Annotated in this window: 26 protein-coding genes; 19 read left to right on the forward strand and 7 right to left on the reverse strand. The window is 65.6% G+C overall.

Features of this window, described 5'->3' with window-relative positions; all coding sequences use genetic code 11:
- Nucleotides 1-391: 391 nt before the first annotated feature.
- The 13 genes from ACZ60E_RS44460 (at nt 392) to ACZ60E_RS44520 (ending at nt 12,101) form a co-directional block, all read left to right on the forward strand.
- Nucleotides 392-796, forward strand: coding sequence for a hypothetical protein (locus tag ACZ60E_RS44460; RefSeq protein ID WP_469448058.1), 405 nt, complete (start codon nt 392-394; stop codon nt 794-796).
- Complete coding sequence (locus ACZ60E_RS44465) at nt 793-1,752, forward strand: hypothetical protein (protein ID WP_469448059.1); 960 nt, start codon at nt 793-795, stop codon at nt 1,750-1,752. The genes ACZ60E_RS44460 and ACZ60E_RS44465 overlap by 4 nt, the downstream gene beginning before the upstream one ends.
- Nucleotides 1,753-1,807: 55 nt before the next feature.
- Entirely contained in the window at nt 1,808-2,455 is a 648-nt protein-coding gene (locus tag ACZ60E_RS44470; RefSeq protein WP_469448060.1) for a histidine phosphatase family protein, read from the forward strand.
- Complete coding sequence (locus tag ACZ60E_RS44475) at nt 2,430-3,089, forward strand: nucleoside/nucleotide kinase family protein (protein ID WP_469448061.1); 660 nt, start codon at nt 2,430-2,432, stop codon at nt 3,087-3,089. Before ACZ60E_RS44470 ends, ACZ60E_RS44475 begins: the two co-directional genes overlap by 26 nt.
- Nucleotides 3,090-3,127: 38 nt before the next feature.
- Complete coding sequence (locus ACZ60E_RS44480) at nt 3,128-3,691, forward strand: recombinase family protein (protein ID WP_469448062.1); 564 nt, start codon at nt 3,128-3,130, stop codon at nt 3,689-3,691.
- A 73-nt stretch (nt 3,692-3,764) separates the two neighbouring features.
- A complete protein-coding gene (locus ACZ60E_RS44485) occupies nt 3,765-4,058 on the forward strand; it encodes a hypothetical protein (protein ID WP_469448063.1) in 294 nt (97 codons plus the stop codon).
- Between the two features lie 54 nt (nt 4,059-4,112).
- Complete coding sequence (locus ACZ60E_RS44490) at nt 4,113-4,484, forward strand: hypothetical protein (RefSeq protein WP_469448064.1); 372 nt, start codon at nt 4,113-4,115, stop codon at nt 4,482-4,484.
- A gap of 114 nt (nt 4,485-4,598) precedes the next feature.
- Nucleotides 4,599-5,525, forward strand: coding sequence for a hypothetical protein (locus ACZ60E_RS44495; RefSeq protein ID WP_469448065.1), 927 nt, complete (start codon nt 4,599-4,601; stop codon nt 5,523-5,525).
- A gap of 271 nt (nt 5,526-5,796) precedes the next feature.
- Nucleotides 5,797-6,183 (forward strand): hypothetical protein, encoded by a 387-nt coding sequence (locus tag ACZ60E_RS44500; RefSeq protein ID WP_469448066.1) that lies wholly within the window; start codon nt 5,797-5,799, stop codon nt 6,181-6,183.
- A gap of 382 nt (nt 6,184-6,565) precedes the next feature.
- A complete protein-coding gene (locus tag ACZ60E_RS44505; protein WP_469448067.1) occupies nt 6,566-7,810 on the forward strand; it encodes a lipase family protein in 1,245 nt (414 codons plus the stop codon).
- The gene (locus ACZ60E_RS44510; RefSeq protein ID WP_189774711.1) at nt 7,807-8,991 is read left to right on the forward strand and encodes a caspase family protein; all 1,185 of its coding nucleotides are present in this window, start codon (nt 7,807-7,809) and stop codon (nt 8,989-8,991) included. The genes ACZ60E_RS44505 and ACZ60E_RS44510 overlap by 4 nt, the downstream gene beginning before the upstream one ends.
- A complete protein-coding gene (locus ACZ60E_RS44515) occupies nt 8,988-10,520 on the forward strand; it encodes a hypothetical protein (RefSeq protein ID WP_469448068.1) in 1,533 nt (510 codons plus the stop codon). Before ACZ60E_RS44510 ends, ACZ60E_RS44515 begins: the two co-directional genes overlap by 4 nt.
- Nucleotides 10,521-11,558: 1,038 nt before the next feature.
- Nucleotides 11,559-12,101, forward strand: a complete 543-nt coding sequence (locus ACZ60E_RS44520; RefSeq protein ID WP_469448069.1) for a sugar nucleotide-binding protein — start codon at nt 11,559-11,561, stop codon at nt 12,099-12,101.
- A gap of 183 nt (nt 12,102-12,284) precedes the next feature.
- On the opposite strand, the gene ACZ60E_RS44525 is transcribed toward ACZ60E_RS44520, so the two are convergent.
- The 3 genes from ACZ60E_RS44525 to ACZ60E_RS44535 form a co-directional block, all read right to left on the reverse strand.
- Nucleotides 12,285-13,373: a tyrosine-type recombinase/integrase gene (locus ACZ60E_RS44525; protein ID WP_469448070.1), complete on the reverse strand. Its 1,089-nt coding sequence runs from the start codon at nt 13,371-13,373 to the stop codon at nt 12,285-12,287.
- 66 nt (nt 13,374-13,439) lie between these two features.
- Complete coding sequence (locus ACZ60E_RS44530; protein WP_469448071.1) at nt 13,440-13,646, reverse strand: helix-turn-helix domain-containing protein; 207 nt, start codon at nt 13,644-13,646, stop codon at nt 13,440-13,442.
- 473 nt (nt 13,647-14,119) lie between these two features.
- Nucleotides 14,120-14,401 carry a helix-turn-helix domain-containing protein gene (locus ACZ60E_RS44535; RefSeq protein WP_469448072.1) on the reverse strand — a complete coding sequence of 94 codons (282 nt, stop codon included), beginning with the start codon at nt 14,399-14,401 and terminating at the stop codon, nt 14,120-14,122.
- Nucleotides 14,402-14,660: 259 nt separating this feature from the next.
- Here ACZ60E_RS44535 and ACZ60E_RS44540 point away from each other — a divergent pair, with 259 nt between their 5' ends.
- The 5 genes from ACZ60E_RS44540 (at nt 14,661) to ACZ60E_RS44560 (ending at nt 19,873) form a co-directional block, all read left to right on the forward strand.
- Complete coding sequence (locus tag ACZ60E_RS44540; protein WP_469448093.1) at nt 14,661-15,560, forward strand: hypothetical protein; 900 nt, start codon at nt 14,661-14,663, stop codon at nt 15,558-15,560.
- 47 nt (nt 15,561-15,607) lie between these two features.
- Nucleotides 15,608-16,267, forward strand: coding sequence for an ATP-binding protein (locus tag ACZ60E_RS44545; RefSeq protein WP_469448073.1), 660 nt, complete (start codon nt 15,608-15,610; stop codon nt 16,265-16,267).
- Between the two features lie 929 nt (nt 16,268-17,196).
- The gene (mobC, locus tag ACZ60E_RS44550) at nt 17,197-17,541 is read left to right on the forward strand and encodes a plasmid mobilization relaxosome protein MobC (RefSeq protein ID WP_469448074.1); all 345 of its coding nucleotides are present in this window, start codon (nt 17,197-17,199) and stop codon (nt 17,539-17,541) included.
- A complete protein-coding gene (locus ACZ60E_RS44555; RefSeq protein ID WP_469448075.1) occupies nt 17,538-19,277 on the forward strand; it encodes a relaxase/mobilization nuclease domain-containing protein in 1,740 nt (579 codons plus the stop codon). Before mobC ends, ACZ60E_RS44555 begins: the two co-directional genes overlap by 4 nt.
- 62 nt (nt 19,278-19,339) lie before the next feature.
- Nucleotides 19,340-19,873 carry an NUDIX hydrolase gene (locus tag ACZ60E_RS44560; RefSeq protein ID WP_469448076.1) on the forward strand — a complete coding sequence of 178 codons (534 nt, stop codon included), beginning with the start codon at nt 19,340-19,342 and terminating at the stop codon, nt 19,871-19,873.
- A gap of 42 nt (nt 19,874-19,915) precedes the next feature.
- Here the strand turns inward: ACZ60E_RS44560 and ACZ60E_RS44565 are convergent, their stop codons facing one another.
- Genes ACZ60E_RS44565 through ACZ60E_RS44580 form a run of 4 tightly spaced genes read right to left on the reverse strand, consistent with a single transcriptional unit; the run spans nt 19,916 to nt 21,896 of the window.
- On the reverse strand, nt 19,916-20,119 hold the full coding sequence (locus tag ACZ60E_RS44565) for a DUF397 domain-containing protein (RefSeq protein ID WP_469448077.1): 204 nt from the start codon (nt 20,117-20,119) through the stop codon (nt 19,916-19,918).
- 11 nt (nt 20,120-20,130) lie between these two features.
- On the reverse strand, nt 20,131-20,985 hold the full coding sequence (locus ACZ60E_RS44570; protein WP_189774694.1) for a helix-turn-helix domain-containing protein: 855 nt from the start codon (nt 20,983-20,985) through the stop codon (nt 20,131-20,133).
- A 7-nt stretch (nt 20,986-20,992) separates the two neighbouring features.
- A complete protein-coding gene (locus ACZ60E_RS44575; RefSeq protein ID WP_469448078.1) occupies nt 20,993-21,517 on the reverse strand; it encodes a DUF6879 family protein in 525 nt (174 codons plus the stop codon).
- On the reverse strand, nt 21,477-21,896 hold the full coding sequence (locus ACZ60E_RS44580) for a hypothetical protein (protein ID WP_189774690.1): 420 nt from the start codon (nt 21,894-21,896) through the stop codon (nt 21,477-21,479). The genes ACZ60E_RS44575 and ACZ60E_RS44580 overlap by 41 nt, the downstream gene beginning before the upstream one ends.
- A gap of 381 nt (nt 21,897-22,277) precedes the next feature.
- Here ACZ60E_RS44580 and ACZ60E_RS44585 point away from each other — a divergent pair, with 381 nt between their 5' ends.
- A complete protein-coding gene (locus tag ACZ60E_RS44585; protein WP_469448079.1) occupies nt 22,278-22,748 on the forward strand; it encodes an ATP-binding protein in 471 nt (156 codons plus the stop codon).
- Nucleotides 22,749-22,760 lie beyond the last annotated feature (12 nt).

Consider the following 22,760-nt stretch of genomic DNA (forward strand, 5'->3'; position numbering starts at 1 on the left):
GAGGCGACACTCGGGCCCTGGGCCTGCACAGCCTTCACCCACGGCACGAAAACGGTCCATCGACTCCGTCGGCGGACCGTCACGAAACTTCGAGGTTAAAGGGAGCCACGGTGATCATGAATCGGACGTCATGTGACTACGCCGAAGCCCCGAGCTCCACCAACCTGCGACATTGCAAACTCCCTGACCCCATCGTCCCCTGTAGTCACGGGTGTCACGCGACGGCAGCTATCCGAAGGTATTTCTTCCTCGGGAAAATTCAACTGGCATACGCCGACTCCGATGACTGAGGTCGGGCCTGCGGGTGACCGGCGCTCGGGCAATCAAGATCGTTGAAGAATCGGAGACGACCATCCCCCAGTCACTGACGTGCTGGGCTAGACTGCCGGTCATGTCTCGTCCTGACGCGGCGTTATTCGCTGCTGGCCACGGGTTCTATCAATTTGCGATATCGCGTAGCTCCTTCGATCGGAGTCTTTACTACAATCTGTTGCTGCAGCCGGAGCTCGCGATCCCGGACCACTATTTTTTGCAGGGCCACTGGCTTGGTGATCACCTTGCCGAGTACTCTTCTCGGGACTCGTGGATAGAAATCGGCCTTCGGAACGGATTCGTCACGCCATATTTCCGCCGGGAACGAAGCAGTCTGTCCGAGCTGCTCGCTTTTATGGAAGGCTCCGATCGCCGCGGCTTCAGTGCCGAGGCGCAACGCATCGCGGAAAGAGTTGACAGGACACCCTTCACGGCGAGTCATTGGTCCTCGGTGGACAACTCGGCGTTGTTCGTGCTGCGTTGAGGAACTATCTTGGCGCAGAACAAGCACCCATTCTGGGGACGGGACTGGATCCGGACGACTTCCTCAGTTTCTGGAACCGCAGTCGCGAGTGGATAGGCCAAGAACTCGCGATTGCGTTGGAGCGGTCGAGTACCCTGCTCGGCTCGGAGGGAATTCTCCTCAGTCAGCTGATCCAGGTCTCCGGTGAGCGGCTTCTGGGCAGTGGCTCAGGGCGGATCGAAAACATCAGTGAACTCCTGACCCGAGTGAAGTCCCAGGTTGGCGCGACCGCCGAACGCGACTTGCGGCTCTATTACACCTGCGCGTGCGAACTCTACAATCGAAGTCTGGCGAACATTATTCTCACAGCTGGCAACAGCCCACGATGGGAGCCGTTCGTCGCCGCCATGGATTTGTGGCGAAACAACCTGTTGTCAGGAGAGGGGGATGTGGACGGGGGCGTCGGCCACCTGGACGAACTGATCGATGTGTCCATTCGTCTTCCTAGACCTGCTCATCTACGGCTGGTGAGCGGCGATATTTTGCTCACTATTCGACGATCGCCTGCCTGTGAGCGATACTTCGAAGCCCTCTCTCACTGGAGGAGGGCACCCACCGACGAAATACTGCGCGATGAACTCGTCAATTCTCTCCGCAGGTATTCTGATGAGATCATGAAGCATGTCGGGAAGGAGGTCGGAATGCTGGGTTTTCGCCCGCATTTCATTTCGAAGGTCTCGGACGTCAGCGGCATAGTGGAGAAAGTCCCGGGTGTCGTACAGGGGTTTCTCGCTGTGGGCGCAGCAGGAGCGGCAGCGGCCGGCACTTCGTCGCCCCTCATTCCGGCCGGGTTGTTTTCGCTGTTCTGTCTCCAGGTAGCCGCAAAATACGTGTCACCCTCGGAATCGGCAAAAGTTCTGATCTCTCCTCGTCTGGGTGCACGAATGCGTGCCGACATCACCATCAGCCACCGATAGCAAGCCTCTCATTCTCTCCGCACGCGGAAGTGCGGCTGCGAGCAAAGAAACCTTGATGTCTATGGAGCTAGTCCTTATACGGCACGGAACCAGCACTCGTTCGAGAGTTGGCATTTGGGGCAGGCTATACGATGCTCCCCTGGCCGAGGGATTCGAAGAGCAACTCGCGGAAACACGGGCTGCTTTGGAATCCCTTGAGCAACCGAAAGTTTACTCTTCGCCACTCCTGAGGTGCCTGGAGACCGCGTCCTTCATATTTCCCCAGAAGGCTTTTCGCATCATTGAGGAGTTTCGCGCGTACCATTCGGGCCTCTTCGAGGAAAAGACTGAGGACTTCATTCGTGAGCATAACCCAGAGTACGTAAGCCTTTCCTATCGAGACCGATTCCTGCGGCCAAATTTTGACGAGGAGAGCATGGAGGCGCAGACATCGCGAGTCAAAAGGGGAATCCTTCGGGTGTTTGGTGATGGTGACCCGATTTTGGCGATAGTAGGGCATTACAGCACGATCAACATAATCGCCCACATCAGTTCACTAAACTGGGAAACCGACACGTATTCGGATGGCGTCTACGACGTTGCGGAAGGTGCGTTTATCCGAAAGACGGTGGATCCTGTGACTGTCCTGGCGGGTATCAGGGATCGAATCGGTCGAAAGAAGCCGGATCCTCCGACCCGTGAAGGAACAGGTGGAAATGCCTGAGGGAGAGCGTTCACTCAGAGGTTTTGTCACCTTCGAAGGCTACGATGGCGCCGGGAAGTCTTCCTTGATCAACGGTGTACGCGAAATGCTGACCGATAAGAGTGTTCGTGTCGTTGGCCGCAAGAATGAACCCGAACTGGTCGACATCTCCAGAGTGCTGGAGCGTGAAGATCTTCGGCACCATGGGAACGTGGAGGTGTTGTTAAGGATTGCGCTGGAAATCGAAAGAGAGAGCATCATCAGCCGATCGCGCCTCAATAACGACATTACAATTTGCGATCGTGGTGTGGCAAGCCTGATCTCATGGTTCGACTACCTCGGAGTGCCGAGAGATCCATGCGAAAGGCTGCTGCAAGGTCTCATGGACTATCACAGCAGTGCGCTCACGGTCGTCTGCGCCGCCGACTTCGACACATGCTGGAAACGCATCTCGAGCAGGGGTGAGCAGTCGCGAAAGGAAAAGCTCGGGAAGGATGTGAATAGTAAGTATTTCACCATGTACGAGGCGAATGTCCTGCGCTATGCCGAGACGGCGGCCAACGTCGTTTTCGTCGATACCGTTGGTTTGAACCTCGCCGAATCAACGTCACATGTCGTGCAAGCACTTCAAAGTCATGGTCTGGGCCTCTCTTGACATGGCGAGATCGATAAGGGCCCATTGCCAGGGGGCCGTTGTTCCCGAGAATTGCCCGATTCATCACCCCGGCCGTCCGGTGCAGTCGTCGGTGCGACACGCGCGAACATGGGCTGCACCGAACTGGGCAGAAGTCTCAAACCAGACGAATCGCGAGAACGCCGGGGCCCTGCGCCGGATGCCGGAAGATCTTCGCGGACAAAAAGTCCGGCAAGAACGCCCTTCGCCCGGAGTTCAAGGCATGTCACGCCTTACTCGAAGCCAGCGACACACTTGCCGTCCCCTCGCTCAACCGATACGGCCGCGGCCTGCAGGATCTCATCATCATGGTTGCCGAACTCCGCGACAGCGGCATTGGCTTCGCTTCCCTCCACGAGAACCTCGACACCACCACCCCCGGCGGCCGACTCGTCTTCCATGTCTTTGCCGGCCTCGCCGAGTTCATCCGCGAGCTCATCGTCCAAGGCTCCCACGAGGGCCTGGCCTCCGCCCGCGGCCGGGTCGGCGGGCGTCCCACCGTCGCCACCGAGGAAATCATCCGCGCCGCCCGCGACCTCGTGCCCAACGCTCCATCACCCCGATCGCCAAGCTCCTCTGCGTGAGCTCCGGCACGCTCTACAACCACATTGCCGACCTCGCCGAACTTCGCGCGTCGGCACGGACGGAGATCAACGCATGATCGCGACGCCCACCCATGTCTACGTGGTGACGCACAGCGCCACCCAGATTGGGAAGGTCGGGATCGCCGGTCTGAACTCCGCGCGGATCGCTCAGCACCGGGGCCAGGGCTGGCACCTGCACTGCGCGGTGCTGCTCCCCTCCCGCGAGGCCGCGCGACAGGTCGAACGGTCCGTCTTTCGACAGCTCAAAGCCGACGGGGTGAGTGCACGCATGCCAGCGGACCGCATGCCGCAAGGCGGCCAGAGTGGAACCGTGAACCTCGACGAGGTGTCGATGGCGGACCAGTGAGACCAGGAGGTTGCAGCGGCCGACGAAGTGCAAGCTCAAGTGGACGTGTCCCGCGTGGTGCTGTTCCTCGCCCGCTTGGACCGCACCCGCATCCTGGTCGTCGGGACGGACGAGCCGCTCGGACCGTCCAAGGGGAGCCCAGAGTGTGCCATCGGGGAGGAAAACGCCGCTGACGGATGGCTGGTGTACGCAGCGAACGTGACCGCCGCCGAGTCGGACACCGCGCTGCATGGTCTGAGGACATGGGCGGCCACGGCCGGTGTACTCGAATACGAGGAGATGCGCGCGGCCGGCTGGCCCGTGCCGTTGCTCTGCAACAGATACCTGCTGAAGGGCCCCGCAGACGAGGACTTCAGGCAGGCGCGCATAGCGCTAGGGGTGCAGCTTTACCCGATCTTCGCCGACGCTCCGGATGAGGACTACTGACCCGGGCCGCGCGGCAGCCTCCGCTCTGCGGGAACCCCCGCACCGCACCTGATCGTCTTCCCATAGTGGTGGCCCCCCTTCGGTAGCCGGGCCCGAGTTCTGCGGAGGTCAGCGTTGCCCAAGCCCGTAGGCAGGTACATCTACTGGTCCGACCGGCTGGTCCGTGAGGTCGTAGAAGACAACGGGGTCCGGCTGACCCCACGCATCAAGACCGCGGTGAAGCTCGGCCTGGGCGGCAGCGGCGTCGATGTCGCAGGCCGGGATCGGGAGCAGACCCCCTTCGAAGTCGCTGAGACGATCAAGAAAAGGCTCCGTGCCCACATTGCCACCGACTTCGACGCCCCTGGCCCCCTGCAGCTGGTACAGGGGAATAGCCGGGTGGTGGTATCGGAGTTCCAGCGCTGGGGTGCCGACCCCGAACACACCTTCGGCCAGCGAACCGCCATGATCCACGCGCAGACGACCACCCGCGCGGGCCGCCGGGTCGACCTCTGCCTGTTCGGCGGCCTGAAGAACCTGCGTGGATTCACCGTCCCGGAAGACGACCCCGTCGGCGGCTGGGCCTCGTCAGCGGCACCAGCGATCGAAGAACTCATCGCTCTACGTGGTGCGCCCCTCAGCGCACGCACGAGGAACCGGTTCCCTGACGACATTGAGGCGCTCGCAGTGGACACCCTCAAGGTCGCGACGACACAAGGCATCTACGCGGACCCCGCCGACCATAGAGGACGGCCCGAGACCCGCGCGTTTACAGTGATCGGCTTCGAGGCGTCCGATTTCGTCGCCACGATCTACAAGGACGTAACACTCACACCGGGACGATGGGACCTGCGAACCGAGCCAGAGATCGACGGGGTCAGCCGCATCCTCATTGGCGCCCCGCTGTGGCTGCGCATGGCGCGACCCGAAACGTTGAAAAGCTACTACGGGCCGAACCGAGTGGTGCTCTCCGACCTCCCCAGCCTGGCACCGTCAACACAGCCCGCCATCACGCCCCTCGGCCAGCAGGCCACAAGGCAGGGCAACCCAATGCACGGCTGAGGCGTCATCCGGGACGGCCCGCAAGGTCGACGAAGGCTCCGCCTCGTCAACCTCCGGCGGATCGTCCCGCTCCTGCACCAGACCAGAGTCCTCCAACCAGTCCGAGGGCACTGCGCGACCGGTCGTGCCTCGGCGCGACTCAGCGTAGCCGTGATCCCGGGTCCTCACGTCTTCAAGATCATTCCAGCCCAAGGTTGGCAGGCAGATCGCTAGTTTCGTTACCTGGAACAGTCTGAGAAGAAGAGGCTTCGGCGCTGATTCCAGGTTGGCGATGAGGAAACCCGCGCCACTACTCCGGCACCAGAATGAAGGTTCGCCCTCCAGCTCACAACTTTCCCCCAGCGCACCGAAGGACCTCTCAGGGGCGGAGACCGAGGACCTCGCGCTGTACCAGGAGAAGGTTCGGCGGCGTCCGCCGGAGGCGCTGGAGAAGTTGCACGGCCCGATCCAAGGGGTCGTAGAGCCGCCTCTGCACATGGCCTGGTCGGGGATGACCTCGTATGACATGAGCGAGCCTCGCCAGCGCATGAGTCTGTACCGCACCGTCCTGCACGAGGGCCTGCGTGATGACCTGCCCCGGTATCTCAACCGGGACCTGCTCTTCCATATGTGGCCGGTACTGCATACCCTCGTCGGTCGCACTGTGCGCAGCGTCTGAGAAGACGCCTTCCCCCCCAGCTCGCCTTTCGCACACAGGCAGCCGCGCGACGGACATGCCAGAACTGCACAAGCGGCTTCTGGCGTACGTGATCGCCCTCGGCTCCGCCCTGGTTCTAACCGTCGGGTAGGCCATGCGGACCCACCACCTCGTGAACCGCCCCAGCCAGGACCTCGACGTCGCCACCGAGAACGCTGCGTCTGTCCTCGTAATCGATAGTCGGCTGCGCCACCACGATTTCGCTCACCATAACTCCCCTCCTGGTTCGATGCGCAACGACCTTCCCTAGCGCCAGGGTGGTCGACCGTTTTCTGGACAACTCACTCTGGAACCCCCCGGTGTCGCACAATGAACTATCGGTGAGTGCAAGTCAGGAGGCGCAGTGGCATTGGTACATGTTCACGGTATCGGGAACCGGAAGGCCGACGCCGTGGTGCGCTCCGCCGCACTGCGCGACGAGCTATTGCGCCAATACCTCCTGCCCGCGACCGGCCACTCCCCCGGCGCTCTACTGTCCAACCCGTGGTGGGGCGAGCTTGTCGCGGAACCGGCTTGGGGGTTGGCCTCGCTGGCCCCAGCCGAGGTGGAGTCGTTGGGTGGCGAAGGCGAGGATCCGCTGGAGGAGGTCGTCGCTGAAGCTCTGGCAGACGCCGTCGCCGGAACGGAACAGCGGGACACCGAGCAGGTCCTGACGGCGACCGCCCGCATCTCGTTGCAGCGGGCGATCGATCTGCTTGCACTGGCCGGCAACAACGCCGAGGAGTCCGAGCCGGGCGCCCTTGCGGAGCTGGTGGCCTTCTGCTCGCGAGCTACCGCGTACTGGGCCGAGAAGACTGACGAGGGCACCCGGGGTGACGGCGCGGAGTTCTTCGTCTGGCTCGAGGAGCTCGAGGAAGACGACGACTTCCTCCACCGCCTCCACGACGAGGTCGCCGACTGGGAGCGACGCACGGGCCGCGGCCCGGCCGAGGCGGGCCCTCAGTCCTGGGAGAGCTTCGGAGTCGAGAGGGGTCTGCCCACCCGCGCCGTCCGCGCGGTGCACCAGCTGCGCGCCTTCGAAGTCTCTGTCCGCACACGGCCCTTGGTCGCTGGTGTCCGCCGCTGGGCCGCCCGTCCGATGGCCTTGCTGATGGGTGACGTCATGGGCTATTTCGCCGAGCGCGGCACCCTGGAGATGCCCGGCCAGATCGTGAAGCGGATCGCTGACTCCCTTGACGAGGCAGCGCGGGACGCCACGCTGCGCGGTGAGCCGTTGGTGGTGCTCGCTCACAGCATGGGCGGGAACATCGTCCATGACGTGCTGTCCCACTTCCGGCCCGATGTGCGGGTGGATCTGCTGGTGACTGTAGGCACTCAGATCGGCCTTTTCGAGGAGCTCAAGCTCTTCGCGTCAAGTGACGACAAGGTGCCGAACCCACGCTGCCCCAAGGTCACCGCGCTGCCGAACGTGAACCGCTGGATCAACGTCCTGGACCGGTCCGACCCGCTGGCCTTCGCGGCCGCTCCGGTCTTTGCCGGCGCGGAGGACCTGGTCTTCCGTACCGGCGCCTGGTGGGCGCACGGGGCCTATCTCACGTCCTGCGACTTCCACGCGCGACTGGCGCGCAGGGTGGGGCAGCCGACATGACCACGGTCTGGGAGAGCGGCGTCGAGGGGCCTGCCGCTCACGCGCTGGTAGTCGGCGTCGGCGCCTATGACTGGTTCCCGGGCGGAACACGGTACGTGAAGGGCCGCAAGGGCGACCGGCTGTCCAAGGAGTTCACTCAGCTGGCCTCTCCCCCGGCGTCCGCACGTGCGCTGTGCGAGGGGTTGCTGGAAGGTTTTCGAGACCTGCCGGATGGAATGTCGCTCGGCAGCCTTGAAGCAGTCGTCTCAGCCCGCGAAGAGATGGTCCTCAAGGGTGATGACGGCGCCGAGGTGCCGCTCGGACCGGCCACCCTCGCGGGGGTGGAAGAGGCATTCAATGCCTGGTACGAGAGGTGCAACAGCCACCCCGACAACGTGGCGCTGTTCTTCTTCTGCGGCCACGGGGTCCAGGTCGGAAGAAGCTCTCAGATCCTCCTGCTTCAGGACACTGGTGAGAACGTGCGGGACTACTTCCGCACCGCAGTGGACCTCCGCGTTCTGGTGGAGGGGATGGAGAAGAACAGCGCCCGGGTCCAGTGTTTCTTCGTCGATGCCTGCCGCTTCGCTCCGGAACAGCTGTACGAGGAGGGGGACGTCCGCGCCACGCATCTGTTGACACCGCCGCGCCGACCGCGCACCCGCGACAGAGTCGTCGTCCACTCCACTCTCCCGGGCACCAAGGCACACGGCCCGCTGGGAGGAGTCACCCGCTTCACCGAGGCGGTCCTGCGTGCCCTAAGGACACCCGACTCAGACTCCGCGGGCGAAGCCTGGGCAGTGACCACGGAGACCGTCGGGAAATTCGTGCGTGAGCTCATGGCCTGGCCGGGGCTGCGGCAGGACGGCATCATCATGCCGCAGCAGCACTGTGACTTCTCCTCGCTAAGCACGAGCACGGGCGGCGTTCTCTTCTCGTTCGACGAGGCTCCTGCGGTCCCCTTTCACTTCGACACATCGCCCGGGGAGTCCTTGTCTGACGCCGAGTGGGCGCTCATGGATCAGGAACACCAAAAGCTGTACGCGTCCCGCCCGCCGATGCCTGAACCCTGGATCGGGCACGGACCCGTCGGCCCGGTGTGGGTCGAGGTGTCGTTCGCCGACGGTCGCTTCCGGGGCCGCAGCGACGAAGTCTGGATGCAGGCGCCCTGCCGTGCGCGGACGGTGGAGGTGCAGGAGTTGTGAGCGTCACTACGGCACACGTCGACATCGTGGCTCCCCCGGTGCCTAGTGCCACTCCGGGCGCGGTCGTCGGCGCGGCCGAGGTCCTTGATCGTGGCAACCGCCGGCTGGCGCGGGTCCCGCTGCGCGCTGGAATGTCGACCCCAGTGGAGATCCCGTACGAGGAACGGTGCCTGGTCCACGGCTGGTCCCCCTATCTTTCGGTTCAGTCCATCGCGGTGACCGGTGGCCACACCCGGCGCGCCGTGCTTTCCGCGCGGCGCGCGAACGAGGAGAACCCGAGTGCCAAGAAGTCTGGTCGGGCCGCAAGTGGCTGGGTCCGACTATGGGGTTGGGCGCCAGACAGCGACTGGACCGTACGGGACCCGTCGGACATGGCCACGAGGCAGGCCGCGACGGTGGCCACCCCGCAAGGTGGCCCCAGCATCCTACAGATCGGTGGCGGCCGAAGGCGTCCGGTATGCACACTGGTGCCGGAAGCATCCCTTTTCACCCTGCGGCCGACCGAGCATCGGCCGCAGGGTCCGGTGGAGGTCCGCCCCGTCGCGGACTCAGGTTTCACCCTGCTGGAGGCGCTACGGCTCGGGGAATGGGGCTGGGCCGCCATCGTGGAGCGGGTTTGGTGGGACGATCCTGGCGTACGAGGCACTCCACTCTTCGATCTGGCGGTCGCTTATCTGGCATGCAGACGCGGCGACTTGGACCGTGTCGACCAGTGGAAGGAGATGAACTGGGACCGCTATGAGACCGGCCCCGCTCGGATCGACGTCTTGGCCGTGGACGCGTGGCTTGCTCGGCGCCGCAGTGACTCACGGCACCTCGCCTGGGCCCTGGCCCAACTCGCCGATGCACGAGGAGCTCCACTTCTGTCCGAGGGCTTGGACCTACTCGCCGCGGAGCTGGCCCGCCCGTTGCTGGAATCGCAGGCACCGGAGTCAGGTGAGGCGCTGCGCCGCCTCCTGGCCCCCTACCTGCGCGCATCGCTGCCGTCGTCACTCTCCTCATTCACCGCCGCTCATCCGGAAAGGCCGGAACCCCGGGCACCGAAAGGGGCGCGGCCCGGCAACTCGCTGCCCTTCCACGTGGAAGCGGACGCGAGCGCCTTGCGGATCGAGTGGCGTGTGCTGAGCGGCGCGCCGTCGCAGGGCAGGGATTACGGACTCGCCGCCCAGAGGGCGCTGCCCCGCGAGCCCGGCCTGATGATCAGTGCGCCAGAGGGGCTCCACGAGTGGCTCATCATCGAGGACGAGGACCCGATGGTGCTCTGGCGGCTGGCCCGCAGGCTCCTCGACGAGGGGGCAACGGACGGAGTGTCCTTCGTGCCTGGCCGCGATGCAGTCGCGGTGGCGCTGCCGGGGCTGCGAGCGGGTCGAGTGGCGGCCGTTCTGTCCAGTCTCCAGAGACAGGGTTTGGTGCAGCGCCTCGAACTCAGTCTGGGCGGCGCGCGCCGGGAGCTGCACATGGCGAACGCTGCCGAGGCCGAACAAATTCTAGCCGTGCTACTGCGAGAGGGCCACCAATCGTCGCCGTAGGGGCCCGGCCCGCGTCCGCCCCCGCACACGCTCGACCACCCGCCCAGCATGATCAGCATGATCAGCAGCACGCCATCGGCAAGGTCGGTGTCCGCGACTCGCTGGGCGGGCCCACCAACCTCGCCTGGCAGGGCCGGCATAGACCAAATGCCACAACAGGCGGATCACGGCGGGGTAGTGAGACGAAGCTGTGGCTACCATGCTGATCAGCACAGCGCCGGACGAGAACCGTGTATGGGCGGTGCGGGGGAGGGTGAGTGTCCAGGGACGGGAACCGCGCGCTGGCGGACCATATCTGGTCCATGTCAGATCTGCTGCGGGGGGGACTTCAAGGCAAGCGAATACGGCAAGGTGGTTCTGCCCTTCACTTGCTGCGCCGGATGGACTGCCTGCTCCAGCAGGCGGAAGAGGGGTGATCTACCGGGGCCGCAGCCGCGTGAGGACTGGAAGGTCTTCGGTCGGACGCGGACACCGAGTCTGAGCGGGAGCTGACAGAGCAACTACACTTCTTCACACGGAATTTCCCCACCGCTGTCGTCGAAGCATTGGACGCCTTCGACTTCGCGGTGACCGTGCGCCAACTGGCCGGAGCTCGGCTGCTGTAGCCCGTCCTGTCCCGGTTCACCACCCTCGACCTTGGTGAGGAGCGCGGTTCCGCACCGGCGGATGGGACAGGGAGTACGACGAGCGGCTACGTCGCTTTACCGCGGCGTCACCGGAGCTCTTCTGTGAGTTCACAACACCCAAGAGAGTGTCCGCTGCAACCGTGAGGTTGCTACTCGGCCCCGACAGCATGGCTCTAGCGGTCACGTGCGGGTCGCTTCCGGTACACGACCCGTGCTGCGGTGCCGAGGGTCTGTTCTCGGCGGTCGAGGAGTTCCTGCGCGATGTGGCTAGCGCTGCCGAACTCGTCGCTGTCGGCCCGGAACTCTGGGACGCAGATGCTACGTTCCGCTCCCGCTCCAGTGCTGCGCAGGTCGGCGCCTGACATCAGCTCGACGTCGTGATCCCGCACAGGTGGAAGCGCTCCTGGCTCCGGTGGCACCTCGCGTGGTGATCAACGTGACAAGCGACGGTGCGGACTGCGCGATTTCTGCGGACGGCTCCATCCGCATGGCCACCGCGAAGCTTGGAATCCGCCTGGTGCACGTCTCCTCCGATGCCGTGTTCTCCGGCACTGGCAAGACCCGTTACGACGAGACCTGTGACCCGGCCCCGATCACCCCGTACGGAGCCGCGAAAGCCGCCGATGAGACCTCTGTACGACTGCTGTGCCCGGACGGCATTGCCGACCACACCTCCCTGATCATCGGCGACGGAACATACCACCGCGAACAGGCGGTGCACGAACTGGCTGCCAACGAGCGGGAGGGAGTTCTGTTCACGGACGGCATCCGCTGCCCTGTCCACGTTGCCGATCTCGCGGCCGGTCTGTGGAAGCTCGCGGCCTCGACCGAAACAGGCGTCTTCCACCTCGCCGGCACCGACGCCCTCAGCCGCTACTCCCTGAGCGTGCTCAGCGCCCGCCGCGACGGCATCGCACCCTCCTTGCTGCCCGCGGGCCGCCAGGCGGACACCTAGCTACTGGGGGCACTGGACGTACGCCTCGACAGCCACGCAACGCCGGCTGGGTATCAGGCTCCGCGGCGCCAGGGCGTTCCTCGACACAAGGTGACACCCGCTGGCTGGCCTCAGTCCGTTCGGGCGTCACCTGCCGTAAGACGCCTCCGCCCCCGTCTGACGCGGACAGGGGCGGAGGAACGTTCACGTAGTGATGGTGAGCGGGTTTTCCATGCGTTTCCAGGCTCCGAGGACGGCCTTGTGGGCGTCCGGCTGGAGGTGGGCGTAGCGCTGGGTGGTCTGGAAGCTCTCGTGGCCGAGGAGGTGTTGGACCTCGTAGAGCGAGACTCCTTTCTGGACGAGCCATGAGGCGCAGGTGTGGCGCATGGAGTGCGGTGGGTAGTGCGGGACGAGCTGCAGCTCGCCGTCGTCGCCGAAGTGGTAGGCGGCCTCGACGGCGGGCCACCAGGTCTGCCGGCGCCAGTTGCTGTCGGCGAGCAGGCGTCCGGAGCGGCCCTTGGTGACGGTGGTGAACACCACCGCGTCGCGGTCGAGCCGGTGGATGTGGCGCTCGAACGCTTCCAGAACGTGGGGCGGGAGCGGCACCTCCCGGCGGCTCTTCGAACTCTTGGGGTACTCCTTGATACCGCTCTTGGTGTTGACCTCCACCACGAACAGGCGCGAGCGGCGCACGTCGATACGGTGGCGGTGCAGGCCGGAGAGTTCTCCCCAGCGCAGTCCGGTGTAGAAGCCGAGCAGGCACATCGTGCGCCAGGCGGGGGCGAGTGCGTCGAGGATGCTCTGCGCCTGGTCGGGCGTGAACCACTGCGGCGGTTTGACAGCGATCGGCGGCAGATCGATGCTGCGGCACGGGCTCACCGCGATCACATCGTCGTCGACCGCCGCACGCATGATCGACGACGTCAGGTTGTAAGCCCGCTTGATCGCAGCAGGGCCCGCGCCCTTGTCGACCAGGGAGCGGATCCAAGTCTGGACGTCCATGCGGGTGATGGCCCGCATCTCCCAGTCCGCCCAGTAGGGCATGACGTGGTTCTTGATGCTGGATGCGTCGCCGCGCAGGGTGTGGGGTTCGACGATGCGGGCGTTCCACCATCGGTCGTGCCACTCCCGGAACGCGATTTCGCCGGCCCGCGGGTCACGTATCGCTCCGCGGGCGAACTGGGTCTCCAACTCGATGCCCCAGGCCCGCGCCTGGGCCTTGAGGGGGAAGGACTCACTGAACCGGTCACCGGTCCGGTTGCGTACGGTCGCCTGCCACCGACCGGACTTCAATTTACGCAGGTACGTGGTACTGCTCCTTCACGCAAGAACGATGAGGGCCGGAGCGACTGCGAGAGATCACCGGCGGGCGCGCGGGGAGACGACCATCCTGCTGGCGATGAACTCCTCCAGCCCTGCAGCGGGGACACGGACGCGGGAGCGTTGCGTCCCGGTGCGCAGATCGACGACGGGAAGGTCCCCAGCGGCGATGAAGCGGTAGACGGTGCGGCGGTCGACGTCCAGAGCGGCGGCCACGGCAGGAATGGACAGCAAACGGGCAGGCATGGGCGACTCCTTGGAGACAAGAGGGGCGGAAAGAGCCGGCGATTCGGTTCCGCCGGGCTGCCGGGGTGGTGCAGGACGAAGGTCAACCGGCCCGGTCAGGGCAGTGGGACCACATCGCCCAGGAAATGTGTCACGTGCTGGCCGCAGCGAGGTGCGGACCACAGAAGGCCGGAATGTGTACGGCGGTGTACCCGCGCACGGATCTTGGGCCAGAGCGCGGAACGGTTATTACTGCTCAGGCGAGTCCACTGTGCCCGCCATGAAGGCGAAGAAGGGAAACACCGGTCCCGAGAACTCCTCTTCAATCCATTCCAGAAGGGCACGAATTCGCCCCTCGAAGAGCAACAAAAAATCGCCTATTGCGGACTGCGCCAAACTGCTCGACTCCTCACACACAACATTGGGACACGTAGGCGCCCCGGGTCGTTCAATGGTTCGGAGAATCGCCGGTTTGGCCAACCGGCGATCGTCGGTTACATTGCCCCGCCGTCCGGTCGGGGGCGCGTACCGGCATCGCCGAGGAGGGCTTGTGGAGCCACGCCGAGGGCGGCGGCGATGGCTACGAGGTCGTCGACGTCGCAACGGCGAACTCGTCTTTCGATGCGGGAGAGTTGGGTGAAGGTCAGGGGCCGGCCGAGGGCGGTGACGCGGGCGGCGAGGTAGCGCTGCGAGTAGCCGCGCGTGGTGCGCAGGCGTTCTATGGCGTGTGCGGCGGCTTGTCCGGCGGGGCCGATTTCGAGGGGGCGTGGCGGCATGGGTGTGTTGTAGCTTGCTTTCCCGAACGGGGGAAGCGGTGTGGTGTCTGCCGTGAGCGATGGACGCGAGGTGCCGGTTACCGGCACCCCTTTTCCTTGACCGGCGTTTCGGGTTTATGGTTTTCCAGCCCCGCACGATTACTACAGAGTTTGTGAGTCAACTCTGGACTTGTGCGCGGTGGGTGTGGCTGTGTTGTCCACGCGCCCCGGCGTTCCGGCCGGACAATGCCTCGAATCGCGACGAAGGTGGTCGATCGACATCGCCCGTATCCGCACCATCAAGCCCGAAGCGTTCGCCTCCGAGTCGTTGGCGATGGTGTCCCTGTCTGCGGAGCGGACGTTCTTCGGGCTGCTCACGCAGGCCGATGACCGCGGCCGGTTCCGTGACCAGGCCGCGGTCATCGCCGGCCTGCTGTGGTCGCTGCGCCCGGACCACGGCCCCATGGACGTCGATGACGACCTCAGCCAGCTCCAGGAAGCCGGGCTGATCTGCCGCTACGAGGGCGGCGACGGCAAACGCTACCTGCACCTCGTCACCTTCGCCCGCCACCAGAAGATCAACCGGCCCAGCGGCGTGCGCCACCCCGACTGCCCGCACCACGACCACGGCCACCCCGGCCCTGTCCGTGAGCCCGCACTGAGGACTCACGGAGATCTCACGGAGCACTCCGTGACCCCTCACGGAGCCGGGGCGACGACCCCGCCCGCTGAAGAATTCGCTGGTCAGACGCCGCTCCGTGAGTCCTCATCACCAACTCACGGAGGGCTCACGGAGGGCTCCGTGAGCCCTCACGGTCCGGATCTAGGACCTAGGAACTTGGATCTAGGATCTTCCCCTTCGGGGGGCGCAAGCGCCCCCGCGCCTGCGAGCGTCTCGGTGCAGGACCTGATCGGCGAGTACGTCGCCGCGTGTGCCGAACGCCCGCCGGGCAGCTTCCTGGGACATCTGGGACGCGAAGTGCGCAACCTGCTGGCCGAGGGCATCAAGGCCGACCACATCCGCGCCGCGCTGGTCCGGCAACGGGCCAAGGGAGTGCACCCCAGCGCGCTGCCCAGCCTTGTCAACGACGTGATGAACACGCCCACCCGCGGCACCGCTCCGAGCCGGGCCTGGACCAACCCGGCCGATACCGCAGCGGCTTACGGAGGCCAGCTCTGAACACCACCACCGGCACCCGCAGGCGCCCGCCGCAGCCCGTCGGCTCCATGACGGCCCGCCTCGAAGCCATCCTCACCGCCCGCGGCCTCGACCCGGCAGCCACGGCGGCACCGCCACCGGAGGAACCGGTCAGCGCCCTGGAGCTGGCCGACAGACGCATCCCCGCCCGCTACCGCGGCGCCCTCGCCGACCACCCCCAGATCACCGCCTGGGCCACTCAAATAGCCCGAGCAGGACGCGCAGGACCAGCCGGCGCTCCCGGTATCTCCGAGGGTGGCTCCCTGCTGATCGTTGGCCCCACCGGCACGGGCAAGACCCACCAGGCATATGGCGCCGTCCGTACCCTCCTGCACCGAGGTGTCCGCCTGCGCTGGGAAGCCACCACCAGCGCCGACCTCCACGCCCGCCTGCGCCCCAGCTCCCGCACCGGGCATGACAGCGAACGCGAGCTGCAAGCCCTGGCCCGCTGCCCGCTGCTGCTCCTGGACGACCTCGGCGCGGCCAAGGCCAGCGAGTGGACCGAGGAGCTGACCTACCGGCTCATCAACCACCGCTACGAGCACCTGCTCCCCACCCTCATCACCACCAACCTCCCCACCGCCGAACTCCGCACCACCCTCGGCGACCGCGTCGCCTCCCGCCTCGCCGAAATGACCGAACGCGTCATCCTCACAGGCCCCGACCGCCGACGCGAGGACCCCGCCTAGACCGACCGATACACGCCATCCCTGTAGCCGGTCGGTCGGCATCTACGCACAGGCCATTCCGTCCGGGGACCGTCGCCAGACCTCGGGGCCGGTCCCCAGCACAACGGGGACCGTCCCGGGGACCGACTGCCTCCCGTAGCGGGGACCGACGCCACCTCTCGGGGCACCGTCCCGACGGCGCACTTCGGGGACCGGTCCCCGATCGAAGCGGGGACCGGTCCCGGAGCCGAACACGGCACCGTACGGGGACCGGTCCCCAACGAACTAGTCGGTCCCCGGGGACCGGGGACCGGGGACCGGGGACCGGGGACCGGGGACCGGGGACCGGGGACAACAAACAGATCAACGCCTTACAAGAGCAGCCTCGGTCCCCGCGGCGCACTCGGGGACCGACCATGCGGGGACCGGGGACCGACGCCTTCGTCGCCTGCCGGGACCGAGAAACGCGGGGACCGACTGGTACCACGGTCCCCTCAAACGGGGACCAACCACGGGGACCGGGCCCCGGGACCGGAAGAAGAAGGCCGGTCTCCACGGTCCCCGATCCGGTGCATCCCCGCAGGACCGTCCCGGTCTTGACCGGTCTCTCTCAGGCCCCGACCACCACGGACCGCGCCCCGCCTCAAATACTTCGTCAAGGGACTTCCATGCATCAGCGTCACCCTCAGACGTCCACCGAGGCGCACCAGAACGCGACCTCCCCAGCCCCAAACCGCACAGCAAGTTGGAGGTTCGGACACTCCCCCGCGGGGGGTGCGCCCGAACCCGACCCCGCCCCAGGGGTGGCGGCGCCCGTCCGGCACCAGGGGGCGCCGGACGGGAAGGCTGCGGCCGAGGGCGGACCGCAGCCAGACAAGGCCAGCCGCAAGCGCCTGGCCAGGAAGGGGACGTCCCGTCCGCGTGACAAGAAGCAGCGCCCCGCTCACAGCGTGCGCCTGAACGCACAAGAACTCGCCATCATCCAGTCCGGCGCCGACCACGTCGGTATGAGTGTGGCCGGGTTTATGGCCCACTGTGCCCTGGCCGCCGCGCGCGACCAGTCGCGCACCGCGGCGGCGATCGCAACTGACCGCGACATCCTGATCGCCTTGTTCGGGGTGCGTCGTCAGTTCGGCTGGGCCGGCAGCAACGTCAACCAGGTCGCCAAGATTCTCAACTCCGGTGGCCAAGCGCCGCACTTGGATGCCGTCCTCGCCGACCTGCAACGTGCCGCACAAGCCGTCCAGCGAGCGGCAGACCGGGGCGAAAACCGGCAGGAGGACCGAGCAGTTTGATCCCCCGGATCCACCAGCAGGGCAGCAACACCCTCGGGCTTGTGCATTACCTGTACGGCAAGGGCACCCACGAGGAGCACATCGACCCACACCTGGTCGCTTCCTTCGACGGCGTGGCCCCCGACCCCGGGCGCGACCCTTCGGTGACGAAGAAGGACCTCCAGCACCTCCTTGACCAGCCCCTGTCCCTACTGACCGCGGACCAGCGTCCCGAGAAGCATGTCTGGCACTGCTCGGTGCGTGCTGCGCCCGACGACCCGATCCTGTCCGACGAGCAGTGGGCCGACATCGCCCGCCGCGTGGTCGCCGCCACCGGCATCGACCCCAACGACGGCGCCGGCTGCCGCTGGGCCGCCGTCCGGCACGCCGACGACCACATCCACATCATCGCCACCCTCATCCGCGAGGACGGCCGCCGCCCCGACCACCACCGCTCCGGCCAACGCGCCCAAGCCGAATGCCGTCTGATCGAAAAGGAACTCGGCCTATACCAAGTCGCATCCGGGGACGGCACCGCCGCCAAGCGGGCCACCAGCGCCGAACACCACAAAGCCGAGCGCCAGGGCCGCGAACGCACGGCTCGCGATCAACTGCGCGAGTTGGTGCGCCGTGCGGCGGCCGGCGCGATGGGCGAGGAGGAGTTCTTCGACCGGCTGGCCGCCACCGGTGTGCTGATCCGCAAGCGCCTCGCGCCCTCCGGTGACCTGCTCGGCTACAAGGTCGCCCTCCCCGAGGACCGCAACAAGGACGACGAGCCGGTCTTCTACGCCGGTTCCACCCTCGCACCCGATCTGTCCCTCCCCCGCATCCGCGACCGCTGGACCCTCCCCGAAGGAACCACCACCACCTCGGCAGACAGCTCCAGCCCGCACCAGCCCTCCCTTCCACGGGTAACAGGTCCCGCGTTCGCGCGGCGCCGGGCCACCGCCGCCACATGGCGAGCCCTGTTGATCATCGACCACGGCGACGCCGGCACAGCGGCAGCCCAGATCGCAGCCACAGGAGAGATCCTGGACGCGCTCGCCACGACCTCCGCCGCCCACACCCGCGCCTCCCTCCGTGAAGCGGCCCTTACATTCGAGCGAGTTGGCCGTTCCCACGTAAGAGCCGTACGCGGGCACGACCGGGCTTTGCGACAGGCCGCCCGCGACCTTCTCTACAGCGGCCCCGGTCTGAGCCGCGGCGAAGACGGTGCCAGCACCGCCATGCTCATCGACATGGCCTTCTTCCTCGCCATCACCGCAGCGAACTGGCACGCCAAAAGGCACCACAGCCAGCAGGCCACCGCAGCCCGCCAAGCCGCCGAACACCTCCGCACCGCCTACCAGCTAGCCGCCGCCGAGCCCATGACCATCCTTGGTCGACGAGGCCAGCGTCTGGCCCCACGCGCCCGACAGCGACAAGCCGACCTGCTCCACCAGGCGTTGCCGCACCTGGCCGACCGTATCCAAACCGAAGACGGCTGGCCCGCCCTGGCCGCCACCCTCGACGACACCCGAAAAGCCGGCCACGACCCAGCCGCCCTGCTCGCCGACGCCGCCCAACGGCGCGAGCTCGACACCGCCGACTCCATCAGCGACGTCCTCGTATGGCGCCTACGCCGCAGCGCCCGCTTACCCGCCCTAGCAGAAAGTCCCTACGCCGCGTCCGCCCAAGACAACCGACGCACTCCGGCCCTGACGCCGACCGCGCCAGCAGCGACCAGCGCAGTGAAGGACTCCAGTCGTCAGCGCTGACTGGCAGCCTTTCATCTCAGCTGGCCTGAGACCCTGGAGTCCGATCGAGAGGGGCCGCGGGCATGGAGTGGAAGACCTACGGTGAGCGCCAGATCTACAACAACCCCTGGGTGAACCTGTGGTTGGTGGACGTCCAGCAACCGGACGGCCGTCGCTGGGAGTACCACGTTGTTCGGCTTCGGCATCTGGCCGTGGCCGCCGTGGTAAACGACCGCCAAGAGGTCTTGATGATGTGGCGCCATCGCTTCATCACCAACTCGTGGGCCTGGGAACTCCCCATGGGGCTGGTGGAAGAGGGCGAGACTCCGGAGGAAGCTGCGGCTCGCGAGGTGCTGGAGGAGACCGGCTGGCGCCCTGGCCCGATCAAGCCTCTGGTCTATGCCGAGCCGGCCAACGGGATCACCGACTCGCAGCATCACGTCTTCCGCGTCGACGGTGCGACCTACTCCGGACCGCCCACGGAGGAGAACGAGTCCGACCGCATCGAGTGGGTCCCCCTCAGCGAGGTGCGGGGGATGATCGACCGTCGTGAGGTCGTGAGCAGCGGGTCTTTGGTCGGTCTGCTGTACCTGCTCATGGATGAAACGATCCGCTGACCGGTGGGAGGACTTCCCGTAGCCGGGCCTCAGAGGCCAGGGCTACGGGTTCTTGCCTGTGTGTTTTCTCCGCCTGACGTGCTCCACGAAAGCTACCCAGGTAGCTCGGTGGACTTCGATCATTCCCCGGCCGCGCGCCTTGGTATCTCGGACCATCACCATAGTCAGGTCGTTGTCTGCTACTTCAACGCAGTTCTGCGTTTCTGTGTAGGAGCTGGTTCGCCAGTTCAGGTCCATCGGCTGCATGGTGCGCTCTCCTAGTCGTTCGGGATCTGGTCGTAGTGCTGGATCGCCGTGGAGATGAGATCTCGGACGGCGGTGCCGTAGACCGCTGACTGCTTCAGGAGGGCGAACGCCTTGGTGTACAGCTCGATTTCTCGGGGCTGAGAGACGGAGAGCTCCGCCGAGTAGGTTTCGACGAGGACAAGTCGGCTGTCAAACATCGAGAACGCGTTGCCTGGCCAAATGAGGGTCGGAGCGGATTTAGGGACGATGCCCAGGCTGAGACGGGGAAGACGCATCACCGCCAGGAGGCGGTCGAGCTGTCCCCTCATCACTTCTGGGCCGCCGAAGTTGGTGTAGAGGGCCTGTTCGCCGAGGAGGACGTTAAAGATGCGTTCGCCCTGGTACAGGTACTGCTGGCGTTCGAGCCGCTTCGCCACGGCCGCTTCGGTGTCGTTGGGAATCTCGTAGTAGCTGACGCCCTGTTGGAAGACCTCGGCAGCGTAGTCCGCGGTCTGGAGGGTTCCCCAGATGAGCGTGGGGTGCCAGATGCGGAAGACCTTAGTCTTGGCGTACACCGGAATAGCTTGACGCTGTCGCTTTTCGACGCCCGTCTGGAGTTGCCGACGCCATTCGAGCCATAGCTCATCGACATGACGGACGATCGCGACCAGGTCGCCGAGTTGATCCCCCTGGCCGGTGGTCTCACACCAGACTCGGATGTCGGCCTCGCTGGGGCGCTGCTTGCCATTCTCAATGCGAGAGACCTTCGACTCCTGCCACAAGGTGGCACGCGCGAAGGCCCGGCCGCTGGCAAATCCGGCGTCCTTGCGGAAGCCGCGCAGCCGGGCACCAAGCGCTTGCAGTGCTTCTTGTACTTGGGTGCTCACGGGTCGGTCAGGGCTTGTACTCAGAATGCGGGATGGCTGCCGACCACAGCAGGTCCCGTAGGCGTACGCACTCGGCCACGGTGTCCGGGGCCTCGATCAGTTCTGACCCGAGCACCCTGCCATCCGAAGCGAAGTGGCCCACGGCGAGCAGGCGGTCGTCGTACAGCCACCAGTCGCTACCTTCCACGGGGAAGGTAATGCCCTCTGGTAGGCGGTGCCGGGGCAGCCAGCGGATCTCTTCGCCAGCCTCCTCGTTCAGGATGGTGGTGGCGTGCTCCCACTGGATGTAGGAAGTGTGCGGCTCGGTCACGACCCGGACGCGCCGGACGGCTTTCCCTTGCCTGGTGACGCGCCGGATGAGCTGTGTCCAGGGTTCCATGTAGGAGTAGTCGACGGTCTCGCCACGGAGCCAGTTCGCGAACGGACTGTCCTCGTCGGGAACGGAGTAGTCGTCTCTCAGCTCCAGATGGAATGCGTCGTGCGCAAAGCTTTCAAAGAGCTGGTTGCGCTCGGCGCTGGAGATCAGCTCCACGCGGTTCCTCCAGTAGGGCGGTGATCGCAGCCTTGGGGACCTCGACCACGGTCTCGTAGTCCGGAATCTCCATCTGAGCCAGGGTCTCGGGGTCGGTCACCTCGCGGCCCTGGACCACGAACGTACCGTTCGGCGTGAGGATCATGATCGGATCCTCGACGCGCCTGATCTCCCCGACCGCCAGGTCGTCCTCGGTGAGGTGCTCGAACAGCTCTGTGGGCACCTCAACCGCCGTCTCCCCCTCCGGGATCTCAAGCTGCATCAACAGGTCGTTCGCGAAGATCTTCCAACCCTGGACGAGGTAGGTGTCCCGGTCCGTGGCGTAGAGGGTCGGGCAGTCACCGACCGTGGAGTTCTTACCAAGGAACCGTAGCTTCATGGTTGTTCTCCTGTCTGCTGCCTTGCTCAGGTTTGTTCGACTCAGCGATGGTCTGCGATGCGTTGTGACCGGTCAATGAGCTTGCTGCAAACTCGCGCAATCTACTTGGGTCCTGGCCCGCAACCGCTCTAGCTTCATCTGCGAACCCCACCGTCCAAGGCAAGCCCTCAGACGCGGGAGGCAAGTGTCTCTGGGTTGTCTGGCGGCTCTACTACTGCCCGAGAGATCGCGATGGCCGCACGCAAGTAGGCCCGTGCCCGACAACTCAATAGCCGCACATGAAGCATTTTCACCCCTCAATTCACCACCAAGGCTCGCCTGCCGAACCATTCCTGGCTATTGATCGCTGATCGTAAAGTGAGAATCCGTGAAGAAGGCGGCATGACATCGACTGCAATCATCACTGATAATACTCCCGACGCCAGTTTCCTTTTCCTCCCGCGTACCGGCCTTGAGGTGGTTTTCGCTCGCGGCCATGGGTCTGGAAATGGGGCTGTAGCTCTTGTGGACATGCTCTGGCCACAGCGGATACGCAGTGTCGTACGGGCCGGCCTGAGCTGCCGGGAACGACCGGCGCTCATCGCGGACGCTGAGTTACTCGTCACCGAGCTGGTCACCAACGCGCTCAGACACGGCCGCGGTGATGTCGGAGTGCGTTTGTCCTTTGTCAACGGTCACCTGCGGATTGAGGTCCGCGACGGCTCGCCCGAGGTTCCCAAACCACAGGCAGCGAGTTCCTTGGACGAGAGCGGCCGTGGACTCTTCCTCGTCGAGGCCATCGCCGACGACTGGGGCATCAGCAACGACGGCTTCATCACCTGGTGCGCCCTCTACCTCCACGACGCCCCCTGATTGCACAAACCA

The organism is Streptomyces sp. NPDC102514 (assembly GCF_055584525.1).